Raw genomic sequence first — 11923 nt, 5'->3', positions numbered from 1 at the left:
TTATCCTACCTCGCTTTGATGTACAGGCATGGTCAGACGTATGGTCGTCCCCTGTCTTGGCTTGCTGTTAATATGCATACTATAGCCATCGCCATAGTAGAGCTTTATCTTCTCCCGGATATGACGAAGGCCGATCCCGCTCATCCGTTCTCTCATTGCCGCAGACGCGTGATCAACGGTTCCCCCCGCTTGCGTCATGCCGACTCCGTTATCCTCGACTTGACAGTAGAGGAGATCCCGAGGCACGTCGAGCCATACTCGAATTGTAATAAGCCCCTCCCGTTTCGCGGGCTCAATACCGTGTATGATCGCGTTCTCAATAAGCGGCTGAAGAATCATTCTCGGAACGAGACAGCCATGGGCTAGCGGATCCACTTCACATTGAAGTTTTACCTGCTCCCCGTACCGAAAGGATTGAATCTCCATATAATCATGAATCAATCCGACTTCTTCACGGATGGTAATGAAATCCCCCTTTTTCCCAAGGCTGGCTTGTAATAGACGCACCAAGGAGGTCACCACTTCCGCAATTTGAGGAGTCTTGTGCATTTTGGCAACCCATTTAATCGTATTAAGTGTATTATACAGGAAATGAGGATTTAATTGGTATTGCAGCGCTTCCATTTCCGCTTCTTTTTTTAGCGCTTCCTCCTTCTTGACCTGCTTGATCAGCTCTTCGAGCCTGTTGAGCATCTGGTTATAGCTTTCTCCAAGCTCGCCCCATTCGCGGCTGCTCTTTCGAACCCAATAGGCTTTGAAATCCCCGAGCTCCGCACGATTCATCAAAGCGCGCAAATGCTGCATCGGGCGCGTGAAATAATAGCGGAACAGGAACGCGCTCAGCACCACGGCTGCCAATAGCATCAGGACAACGAAGAACAGCGTTTGCCGCATGGCTTGTCCCTCTGCTTTATCGACGCTCTGCTGCACTTCGATCCTTGAGACCCATATCGTTCCCGGCAAATCCACACTAAGCTGCGACCATATGGAATCGTCCTTCCACTGCATTTGGGCGGGCTCGGTTAGCTTCCAATCCGGTTCCTTTGTTTGGGTGGAGGCTTTCCGGCTGTACATCAACGTGCCTTCCGAGTCGATGAGCTCATTATGCAGAAGCGGCCATTTCACATAAATGTCCTTCATGATCGAATCCAGCGCTACGACCATTTGGATGGTGCCCTTAACAACATTGGACCTGCGGTCCACCAAAGGAGCCATGAAAATAATTTGGTCAGAAGCATCCAGCACGTCATTGTCCATTTCCCTCTTGACAATCATACGGTCCTGCTTTTGAAGCGGTAGCTTCTGGGCATCCAGCATCGGTGACGCAGCTTCCGAATTGGTACACAGAATAAACCCGTTATCGTTTACGGTGATACACATATCCGTAATATAGGGAAGCTGTGAGGTTTGCTGTTTAATGAGCTGATCTGCGTACTCCCTGAGGGCTCTTTCTTCCGCCGAGTCTCTGGCCACCGTTCCCTCAGTCATCCGCTGCAGTACATTATCATTGCCTACATTCCGGGCCATCACATCCACTTGGCTGAAGGTTTGCTTCAGCCTTTGCAGCGTTTGCCCATGCAGCTGTCCTATCTGACTCGACATTTCCATTCTTTGATTGGACGAGAAAAAGTGCGAATACAGCACAACCGTACCCGCCACGAACAGGCAGCAGGTAATCGTTATATAGATTAAAATCCGAAGCATAGTCCATCCTCACCCGATAGTGCTCAAATTTTGAAAAAAACCCATGAGCGTATAGCCCACGGGTTTATTCGGCATTAAGGAGTTCCAACTAGCTGCAGCGCTTGTGAAGAGATCTCATCCTTATAGCTGGTCATGCAATTGCACAAATAGTCTTTGCGGCAAATAGGGCAAGGCTCTTTTTGCAATCGGTTGACATGCGTCACAATAGCTTCGCCTGTAGCAGGATCCTTTTCAAAAATAAGTCGGCAGGATGTACGATCCTTCAAATTGACCACAATTTCAAACAATCCGTTTTTCGGGTTGTTGCTGACAATTTTGGCATCGACGACTTGTGGTTGATATGCCATTCTTTTCAGCACCTCTCTTATGTAATGTATATTGAATAATAGCCTGTTTTACTTATCCCCGTCAAGTAGATTACCCAGACCGCCGAGAATACTGCCTTCTTCTTTACGTCCGCCTGCTCGGGATGCCGATACGATTCGGTCCGCCAATCGGCTGAACGGAAGGGATTGAATCCATACCCGGCCAGGTCCCTTGAGCGTAGCAAAGAATAGCCCTTCCCCGCCGAAGACCGCGGTTTTGATCCCTTTAACGAATTCGATATCGTAATCCACGTCCTGGGTCATCGCGACCAAGCAGCCCGTATCTACCCGTATCATCTCTCCAGGCGACAGCACCTTCTCACAAATCGCTCCGCCGGCATGAACGAAGGCCATTCCGTCCCCTTCGATCTTCTGCATAATAAAGCCTTCCCCGCCGAAAAAGCCGGCTCCCAGCTTTCTCTGCAGCTCGATTCCGATAGAGACTCCCTTAGCCGCGCATAAAAATGAATCCTTCTGGCAAATCAGCTTGCCGCCAAGCTGCGACAAGTCCATCGGCAAGATATGGCCCGGGTATGGCGAGGCAAAAGACACCCTTTCCTTCTGGTATCCATGATTGGTGAAGACGGTCATAAAGAGGCTCTCCCCTGTTAACAACCGTTTACCGGCCCCGAACAGCTTGCCTACAAAGCCTTTATTCTCTTCACTGCCATCGCCGAAGATGGTTTGCATTCGAATGCCGGCGTCCATCATCATCAAGCTGCCTGCTTCAGCTACGACACTCTCGTTCGGATCGAGCTCAATCTCGACGTACTGCATCTCCGATCCCATAATCCGGTAATCTATTTCATGAGCATTCATTGTGGTAATCCCTCCCATTTTACTATACCATACCTCAACGAACGGCGCATCGGGATCGTTTAATGGGAGTTATTATCCCTCTCCGCCTTGCGTTTTTTTCTTGCCTGATAGCGCTCTTCCGCACTATCGAACAAACGCCGCTCTTCATCGGTTTCCGGGATAACCGCGGGCACCGGCGTCGGTTTCCCTTGGTCATCAAGGGCGACAAACGTTAGGAAGGACGTCGCCGTCGTCTTGCGTTCCCCTGTAAACAAGTTTTCGGATTCCACTTTCACGAAGACCTCCATAGAGCTTCGATGGGTCCAGGATACGTAAGCTTCCAGCATAATAGCCTCTCCGACCTTGACAGGCGCCAGAAAATCCAGACTATCGCTTGAAGCCGTCACGACTCCCCTTCTTGAATGGCGCATGCTGGCAATGGTGGCTATCTTGTCGATATAGCGCATGACAATACCGCCGAACATGGTGCCATGGTAATTCGTATCGGACGGGAAAATAATGTCCGTCATCGTCGTACGTGACATCCTTGCCGGTTTTGCTTCACTCATTGCTGTTCCTCCAGACGGTGGCAAGTGGTGTTCTGTTCTGTAACTTAGTTGTAAATCAGCTTCAGCTTACCCGCGGCTTCGGCGGCCACACGGCGGGCCTCTTCTGTATCTTCGGCCGAACTCAACGCCACAGCCATTCTTCTGCCAACCTTCGTCTCCGGCTTGCCGAATACGCGCACCTGGGTATTCGGAAGCTTCAACGCTTCTTCTATCCCTTCAATTCTAAAGGTCTGATGCTCCTCAGCCGCTTTTAACGTATGCGATGCGCCAGGCGTCAGCAAGCGGATTGTAGGGATCGGAAAACCAAGGATTGCCCGGACATGCAGAGCAAATTCGGACAAATCCTGAGTAACCATAGTAACCATGCCCGTATCATGAGGTCTTGGGGAAACCTCGCTAAAATAGACCTGATCCTTAGCCAAAAACAGCTCAACACCATAGATCCCTGCGCCTCCGAGAGCATCTGTAATCGTCTTGGCTATGTGCTGTGCCTCAGCAATCTGCTCTTCGCTCATTGGATGCGGCTGCCAGGATTCGATATAGTCGCCGTCCTTTTGGACGTGACCGATCGGCGCGCAATAAGCAGTTCCTGAGACGGAACGAACCGTCAGCAGCGTGATTTCGGATTCAAAATGGATAAACTGCTCTACGATTACTCTTGTTTTCTTGGCGCGTCCGCCCTCCATGGCGTAATTCCAGGAAGACTCCACCTCATCGAGCGAACGGCAGATGCTCTGTCCTTTACCCGACGAGCTCATAATCGGTTTGATGACGCAAGGCGTTCCGATTTTGGCTACAGCTGCCTTCAGCTCCTCTAGACTATCAGCGAACTCGAATTGCGCCGTAGGAAGCTTTAACGTTTCCGCCGCCAGTCTGCGGATACCTTCACGATCCATGGTCAACCGGGCTGCCGTAGCTGTAGGAACGACCCGGAAGCCTTCCTTCTCCAGCTCTACCAGCACATCCGTCGCAATGGCTTCGATCTCAGGGACAATCAGATCGGGTCTTTCCTTCAAAATCAAATCGCGCAGTTGTTCCCCGTCCAGCATGTTGATAACATAAGAACGGTGGGCTGCCTGCATGGCCGGCGCATTGGCATAGCGGTCGACGGCTATGGTCTCGACACCCAGTCTCTGCGCCTCAATGACAACTTCTTTGCCCAGCTCGCCAGAGCCTAGGAGCATCATTCTGCGAGCTTGTCCTGATAATGGTGATCCGTACATTGTTATCCTTCCTCTCAACCCTCGAATACTTGCATCCGACTTCAATTTTTTTTCTAAATTAGAGCTGGTTCATGAGCTGGTTCATGAGCAGCTTCCGGAGCAGCGGTCCCAGCTGGTCGGTAATTCCCGATACATCCGGCACCTGAACGCTGAATCTGCCATAGATGTTTCGCATCGTTTCCCGTTCGGTATCCTTCACAGAACCGCTGCCCAAAAAGACGCTGACCACCTCGACCCCCGTTCTTCTCGCTTGCAGAACGGCTTCACACGTATCGATGATCCCGTCCTCGTGATAATCCGAAGCTGAGGGTTCTCCATCTGAGAACACAAGCAGCACCTTCTGCTTCTCGGAGCGCTTCATCAGCCGTTCGACAGCAATCCGAATCGAATATCCGTCTCTATTATCCTGCTCCGCTTGCAGCTGAAGCAGCTTGGGACCTGCCGACGTGTCATGCAGACTGCGGTCAAAGTCCGTTATGATATGAAAGACATTCGGACTCTCCTTGTCCGTGACCTTATCTGCGTCTTCCCAGAAGCCGATGATTTCATGCGGAACGCGCAAGGAACGAAGCGACTCATGAAACAATGCGATGCCCCGATGCGTCTGCTCCATTTTATCATACATGGAGGCCGAGCAGTCGATAAGAAGGCAAAAAACGGCATCGACCTCCATGGAAGGACTGTTTTTTTTATAAAATAATCTGGGAAGAGGCTCCCACGCGGCGCGGACCAGCTTTTTGCCCAATCTGCCTGTCAGAAGCTCGTTGCGCGGCGCTATTCTCTTCTGCTCCATGGTCATTCGGATCGTCTTCTTCAGCTTGTTCACCATCGGCGTTACTTCCCGAAGCACTTCATCGTATTGGAGACGCGATTTCGTATCTGGACTTTCAGCGTCTCTGTACACAGGGACTGCCTTTCGATTCAATCTCCCGTAGGGGTCGCCCTTACCGGCAAATCCGGTATCGAGACGATCCAATGCCTGAGGCTTGGGCGGCTCAGGCTCATTGCGGCTCGACGCCTGAGAGGAGCCTTGGACAATCCCCAAGGCCTGATCTCCACTATCCGCTTCGCGTACGTGATCACTGATTAGGCCGGATTTGGAGCCCTGCTCGATATCGAAACGAAGCAGACTCTCGTCCTGTTTCTCGGTTTCGCGGTGCCAGTTTGGCAGTCTTTCCCCCTGCTCCGGCTTATCCTCTCTCGAATCCTTGGGAAGCTCGGTGTGACTTTTCAGCTTTTTCTTACGCTTCAATTCGCCTATGTATTCCCAGGATAACGGCTGATCGGTGCCGCTGTGCAGCTGCAATGAAAAGTATTGAGCCCTTGAGTCGCCTTCTAAGGCATTGTCCCTCTCCAGATGGTCCATGAGTCTACGGCAGCTTTGTGCGGCTTGCTTGGTGCTCTCCATTGTGCTGACAGCGTACAGCAGCTCCTCCATGAACTCCCGGTGCTCTGATCTGAATCCGTCCGGGATATAGAGCTCTTTCGAATCATTATTATGGAGAGCGGAGGCGAAGCCGCAAAGCAATGCATCCGCCTCCTCCCGGCGATCCCGGTGCATATCCCGCTTCGCAGAGTAATGCTTGCCCAGAATCCGGGTACGCAGGTCAAACCCCGCCGCAGTCCCCGGCCTATGCTTCCTGCATAAGGTCATCAGCCTGGCCTCCTCACACATGGCAAGCCACTGCTTGGCCAATTGCGGGAGTTTCGCAGTCCGGGTCCAATCTATATAACCTGCAATAACATTAGCATCCGTAAACCACGCGCTTCCTATGGCCCGCAAATATACATCCGTCTTCATCCCCGTCAGCTTCGTCTGCTCGGGATAATAGCTCCAGAACTGGCTGACCGCAATAAGCTTGTCCTTATCGTTGTACGAAGAAAGATAAGATAATTCCAGCTGCAGCTCTTCCCATCCGGACAAGGCTCTAGCCAAGTCCAACAGCTGCATGCGAAGGAAAGCGTCCACTTCATTTTCCAAAAAACGCATTCAGGCTCTCCTCTTCCGGCTTGATGTCTGATGATGGATGTCTATCCGCTTCAACCAAAATAGGTCTCCGCCAAATTCATGACCAGCACCTGCTCCCTTTCATCGTCGAGCTTGTCCGCTATGGCCCGTTGTACAGCCCTAGGAGGAGGAATATAGGCTGCCAAGTCGCAGGTATCGATAAGAGCACGGACCGAAGCCGCTTCATCCGACAGTTGACCCGAGCGAATTTGCTCCTGCAAGTCCGCTGATAATCGTACGAAGCGCTGCAAAAGATCTGTATCTGCTAAACGGGAGCGCTCCCTTAAAAGCTCCAGCAGCTTGTCTCCTTGCAAATAAGGAACATCGATTACTACAAATCGGTTTTTGAGCGCTTCATTCATAGGTACTGTGCCCACATACCCGATATTGACGGCGGCAATGACGCCGAAGCCCTCCTTGGCTCGAACTACTTCGCCGGTGAACGGATTGGTGATCGTCCTTCTATGATCGAGAACGCCGTTTATTAGAGGCAGTGTTTCCGGCTTTGCCATATTCACTTCATCAATATATAGCCAATGTCCCTGAGTCATCGCTTTAATAATAGGACCCGGAACGAATTTGACTACAGATTGCCCCTGCTCGGCTTCAAGTGTCTTGAATCCGATCAAGCCCTCCGCATCCAGATCCACGGAGCAGTTCACGGCATGAACAGGCTGCCCGAACAAATACGATAAGGTTTCGGCCAGTCTTGTCTTTCCCGAACCGGTTGGCCCTTTTAACAATACGTTTTTCCCTAGTGCCATGGAAACAAGAGCATCCTGGAGGATCTGCTCATTCGGCGGCTTGTACCCGTCTTCGCCCACGAGGCTCAAAGACTCTGCATCCAGAGAATGCCGGAGAAACTCGCGGCGCTCCAAAATTTGCTTCAACAATGGAGCGGGCAGCTTGGACGTTGCCCACGGATCTGCTACGATCATGATATCTATCCTCTCATGAATTCATTAATTACCTACGGTTGTTATACTTCACCCTGTGAAAATTTTCAACACCCTGAGCGAAAAAACATTCATAACAACAAGGCTTTTTCCCGAATTATCACCCCGACTCCCTTCCGGACTATGCTAATTTCGGCGTAAAAATGTATAATAAAAGTAAGATAGCCGTATGAACTGATTATAGACAGGTCCAAACTATGTTTTTTATTGTGGCATTTTGGAGAAAAGGGCTTACTTTTATCAAGTAACTTATGTTAAACTATAGATATGAAGGAGATGATAGTTATGGCCGACCATAATCATCAGCTTTGTCCCAAATTTGAAGCCGCTTTTGAATTGTTAGGAAAGCGCTGGACAGGCTTAATTATTCAGTCGCTCTTGAGCGGCCCCCGACGCTTCAAGGACATCTCGGAAATGATTCCCGGAATGAGCGACAGGATGCTTGCGGAACGGTTCAAGGAGCTGGAAGCCGCCGGTATTATTTATCGCCATGTATATCCTGAGACTCCCGTTCGCATCGAATACGAGTTGACGGAGAAAGGCAAAGCATTGGAACCTGTAATGGCCGCTGTACACCTGTGGGGTGAAAGCTGGTTAAACATATAATATGCTCTTGACAGCCGCTGCAGGGCATATGTCGATAATGAATGGTATTCTACCTTACTATGGATAAACAGCTGCTAGTCAGGACTTTGGCCGCATGCCGGAAGACGCGTCTTCTGCTGCAAAGCGCTCTTGATTGGCAGCTGATTTATTTATGTTCATAAATTTGACACGTTTGGCAGGAGAAATGAAGCTTGTTCCTGCAAGCAGTTTCCGTTAAAGTAAGTAACGACCTACCATTGAAGTAAACCGTTTTCATCTGTATTATTAAGGGAATCCGATTCATTATTTATCATTCACATATATAGGAGGAATTCATGGCAACCGTATTGCTGATTGAAGATGATCATAGTATTGCGGATATGATTTCCATTTATTTATCAGAGGAAGATTATGTAGTGCATATTGCAAGAGACGGTCAGCAAGGAGCTGAGCTGTTTCGCACGGTCCAACCTGATGTGATCATTCTGGATGTGATGCTGCCCGATTTGAACGGGATGGAGCTCTGCAGGGAATTTCGCGCCCAATCCCCTGTCCCCATCATGATGGTATCTGCCAAGAGCGAGGTTTCCGAACGGGTGAAGGCTCTGGTCATCGGGGCGGATGACTATCTGTGCAAGCCCTTCAGCATGAGGGAGCTGGCCGCAAGAACCGGCGCTTTGCTGCGAAGATCGACCATGAATAAAGCAGCCGCTGATGCCAAACCAAGTGCAGATACACAAGCTATTCGTGTAGATATGGAAAGGCGCTGCGTATATTTGCATAACACTGTAGTGGAAACAACGTACTCCGAATTTGAGATGATGAAGCATTTCTGGCTGCACCCGGGCAAAGTATTTTCCAGGGAAGAGCTTCTGAATAAAATCCGCGGCATGGATGCTTTCGTTACCGAGCGGTCGGTTGACGTACATATTACGAATCTTCGCAAAAAAATAGAAAAAGACCCCAAGGACCCTAAGCACATCAAAACGGTCTGGGGTGTCGGCTATAAATTTGAGCCCTAATAAAAAACTCCTGAAAACCCGTGCCGTTACCTTGTAACAGCGAGCATGGTTCAGGAGTTTATTTTGTTATCTTCTCGTGTTGGTATCATTCGGGAATACACGCTGAATCATTGTGTTAAATTCATTCATATAGACCGATAAATCCACGCCTTTTTGATATTCCTTCACATAAAAACGTATTCTCTGCACAAAATTGGGATTTGCGGACACAAACACCCGCTGCAGCCTAGGCTCCATTGCCAGCACCTGTCCTTTAATGCGCGAAGCCATGGAATGGGTTAAGCCTGCCGGATCCCCCCAGTTCATCATTCCATTCCCTTTATTCATGCCGAATAACCCGACCCCGCCTTTGGGGGAAATAGGATTCGCCATCATCTCCGGATGAGCTTCCGCATCAATGTTATGTCCATCCAGAATGATTGCAACGTAAGCGTTTGTCTCTGTCAGCAAAATGGTTGCCTGGTGAACGCCCGGCATTTTTTCAATTTGATTCGAGAGCTCCGGCGCAAACCGGAAGGTTTTGGATAAATGATAATTCGTCATATCCAGCTGCTGGAACGCTCCGGGATTATCCGCTTGAGGCCTTGAAGGCTGGGCATTCTCCCACTTCGGCTTAACCCCCAAGGTACTGTTCTCATTATTAAAAGTGCCCCTGTCATAAAGAGCATGATGATCTTTAGACTCAAGACCTGCCCCCAGCTCCTTGTTGCGATTCTGATCATGACCGCAGCCGGCTGCAAGAAGCAGCATACTCCCTATCAATCCGGCCCGCCATACGGTTGAACGCCATTTCAAATGCTTTCCCTCCTCATCTCTTGGATGTTCTACATCGTTAGGATGAGTTATGAGCAGGAAAATATGCGGGCACGGAATAAGAAAACCTCTATCGAGGCATAAAAAAAGAGACGCCTCTTTGGAAGCGTCTCCCCACTGAATGCATTATCCGTTATCGTCCTTGCCGAGCGTCCGGTCCAATTCCTCCAAAAGCTTGCGGACCGCTTCCTCCGATCTCTCGGGAGACTGCTTGAATCTCATAAGCTGCTCCTGCAGACTGGCGCCGATTTCTTCGCTTTCCGCTTCCTGATCCGTGTAGGAAGGATCAAACCATACATAATCTCCGTCCGGGCCGTTGCGTAAAAACATTTTTGTCCAGTTATCCGGATAAGTGTAGGACTGTTCTCCAAATACCAGTCCCAGCACATCATCGCTGTCAATCGGCATCAGATGATGAAATATTTCTTCCCCGCTGCTTTCGGGGCCGATTGCTGCAACTTGTTTATGAAGATAAGCATAATGCAGATAATGCTCGCCGGTCAGCTTATCCTTGGCCACCTCGTACATTTCAAGGTTATCGTCCTTCAAGGCTTTGACCGTCTCAAGACGTTCCTGAAGCCATTCCGAAGGGACTCGTCTCAAATCGGTGAATGACATGACCATCGTATTCTCACTCCCTATCGAATTGCCGATGACTAAAAGTTCCAATCCAAATTGACGACTTGACCTGTACGCGACGATTCGTAGATAGCTTCCAGTATCAGATTGTTCGTGAGTCCGGATAATCCGGAGGTTAAAGGTTCTTTGCCCTCGCGGATGCACTCCAGGAAGTGCCGGCTTAACCGTATTCGCGAGCCCTCATCCTGATTTGGTGCGATTAATTCTACATCCGCCGTGCGGTCATAAATTTCGGCAAACAGCTTGCCTTTGCCGCCACGAAGCGATGCTCCACCCTCTGTACCCATAACATAAATATACGGTTGGTTGTCCAGCATATCCGTATGGGCCGCCCAGCTAACATCGAGCGACAAGGTGCTGCCGTTATCCATCTTGATCAATGCCGTCGCCAGGTCTTCAACATCATAATGCCCGTTCCAATCAGGCGTTCCCCAAGTACCTATCCCGCGGCGTTTAGGACCGAATTCGGAATACGTCGTTCCAAATACCGATACAGGCTTTGCATTGCCCATGAAATGGAGAGACAAATCCAGCATATGAACCCCGATATCAATCAAAGGGCCGCCTCCGGATTTGGACATTTGGGTAAACCAGGTTCCCCATCCCGGAATGCCTTTTCGTCTCATCCAGCCTGTCTTGATATTATATATATGCCCAAGCGCTCCTTTTTCGATCTGTTCTTTTAACTGCATGTTAATAGATTCCCATCTCATCTGGTGGGCAATCATTAAGGTCTTGTTGGATGCGCGGTGAGCCTTGACAATTTCTTTGGCCGAAGCGGCGTTAATCGCCATTGGCTTCTCCAGAAGCACATGCTTCCCAGCCTGCAATGCGGCAATCGCTATCGCGGCGTGCATTTCGTTAGGAACGGCAATGATCACAGCATCGACATTCGGATCTTCAAGAAGCTGCTCGTAGCTGCTGTAGACGTGAGGAATTCCGTGCTCTTTTGCACGCGCTTCCGCCAAAGGCAAGTAAACATCCGTAACGGCCGTAATCGCCGCCTCAGGCATTTGTTTGATCCCGTTCATATGGACGTTGCCGATATTTCCGGCCCCGATAATACCGATTTGAATTTTGCTGTTCAAACTCATTGCAGTGGTTCCTCCCATCATCTATATCAAACTGAATTTAACTATAACACATGCCGGACGATTTGCGCTATTGAAAATCGCACCCCTTCGAAGCACCTTTTTCCTGTTAAAAAACGGCTTAAAACCGCCTTTAAGAGCAGTAATAAG

General features: G+C 49.8%; 12 protein-coding genes. 2 read left to right on the top strand and 10 right to left on the bottom strand.

The window, feature by feature from the left end; genetic code table 11:
• From B1728_RS05305 to B1728_RS05275, 7 genes are all read right to left on the bottom strand, one after another.
• Positions 1-1704 carry a sensor histidine kinase gene (locus B1728_RS05305; protein ID WP_079909145.1) on the bottom strand — a complete coding sequence of 568 codons (1704 nt, stop codon included), beginning with the start codon at positions 1702-1704 and terminating at the stop codon, positions 1-3.
• A gap of 74 nt (positions 1705-1778) precedes the next feature.
• Positions 1779-2051 carry a hypothetical protein gene (locus tag B1728_RS05300; RefSeq protein ID WP_079909144.1) on the bottom strand — a complete coding sequence of 91 codons (273 nt, stop codon included), beginning with the start codon at positions 2049-2051 and terminating at the stop codon, positions 1779-1781.
• 48 nt (positions 2052-2099) lie between these two features.
• Complete coding sequence (locus B1728_RS05295) at positions 2100-2888, bottom strand: TIGR00266 family protein (RefSeq protein WP_079909143.1); 789 nt, start codon at positions 2886-2888, stop codon at positions 2100-2102.
• 59 nt (positions 2889-2947) lie between these two features.
• Entirely contained in the window at positions 2948-3436 is a 489-nt protein-coding gene (locus B1728_RS05290) for an acyl-CoA thioesterase (protein WP_079909142.1), read from the bottom strand.
• Positions 3437-3480: 44 nt separating this feature from the next.
• Complete coding sequence (gene purT / locus B1728_RS05285; RefSeq protein ID WP_079909141.1) at positions 3481-4659, bottom strand: formate-dependent phosphoribosylglycinamide formyltransferase; 1179 nt, start codon at positions 4657-4659, stop codon at positions 3481-3483.
• Positions 4660-4717: 58 nt separating this feature from the next.
• The gene (locus tag B1728_RS05280; protein ID WP_079909140.1) at positions 4718-6649 is read right to left on the bottom strand and encodes a vWA domain-containing protein; all 1932 of its coding nucleotides are present in this window, start codon (positions 6647-6649) and stop codon (positions 4718-4720) included.
• A gap of 50 nt (positions 6650-6699) precedes the next feature.
• On the bottom strand, positions 6700-7605 hold the full coding sequence (locus B1728_RS05275) for an ATP-binding protein (protein WP_079909139.1): 906 nt from the start codon (positions 7603-7605) through the stop codon (positions 6700-6702).
• A gap of 303 nt (positions 7606-7908) precedes the next feature.
• On the opposite strand from B1728_RS05275, the gene B1728_RS05270 reads away from it, so the two are divergent.
• Together B1728_RS05270 and B1728_RS05265 are read left to right on the top strand one after the other, a co-directional pair.
• Positions 7909-8229, top strand: coding sequence for a winged helix-turn-helix transcriptional regulator (locus B1728_RS05270; protein WP_079909138.1), 321 nt, complete (start codon positions 7909-7911; stop codon positions 8227-8229).
• Between the two features lie 314 nt (positions 8230-8543).
• A complete protein-coding gene (locus tag B1728_RS05265) occupies positions 8544-9230 on the top strand; it encodes a response regulator transcription factor (protein WP_079909137.1) in 687 nt (228 codons plus the stop codon).
• 66 nt (positions 9231-9296) lie between these two features.
• Here B1728_RS05265 and B1728_RS05260 read toward each other — a convergent pair whose 3' ends face one another.
• From B1728_RS05260 to B1728_RS05250, 3 genes are all read right to left on the bottom strand, one after another.
• Positions 9297-10025: a YhcN/YlaJ family sporulation lipoprotein gene (locus B1728_RS05260; RefSeq protein ID WP_079909136.1), complete on the bottom strand. Its 729-nt coding sequence runs from the start codon at positions 10023-10025 to the stop codon at positions 9297-9299.
• Between the two features lie 144 nt (positions 10026-10169).
• The gene (locus B1728_RS05255) at positions 10170-10667 is read right to left on the bottom strand and encodes a hypothetical protein (RefSeq protein ID WP_079909135.1); all 498 of its coding nucleotides are present in this window, start codon (positions 10665-10667) and stop codon (positions 10170-10172) included.
• 32 nt (positions 10668-10699) lie between these two features.
• Positions 10700-11776, bottom strand: coding sequence for a Gfo/Idh/MocA family protein (locus tag B1728_RS05250; protein ID WP_079909134.1), 1077 nt, complete (start codon positions 11774-11776; stop codon positions 10700-10702).
• Positions 11777-11923: the final 147 nt, after the last annotated feature.

Source organism: Paenibacillus sp. 32352 (genome assembly GCF_002042965.1).
Classification (GTDB): domain Bacteria; phylum Bacillota; class Bacilli; order Paenibacillales; family NBRC-103111; genus Paenibacillus_S; species Paenibacillus_S vulneris.
This window is presented reverse-complemented; position numbering and strand designations above follow the sequence as displayed.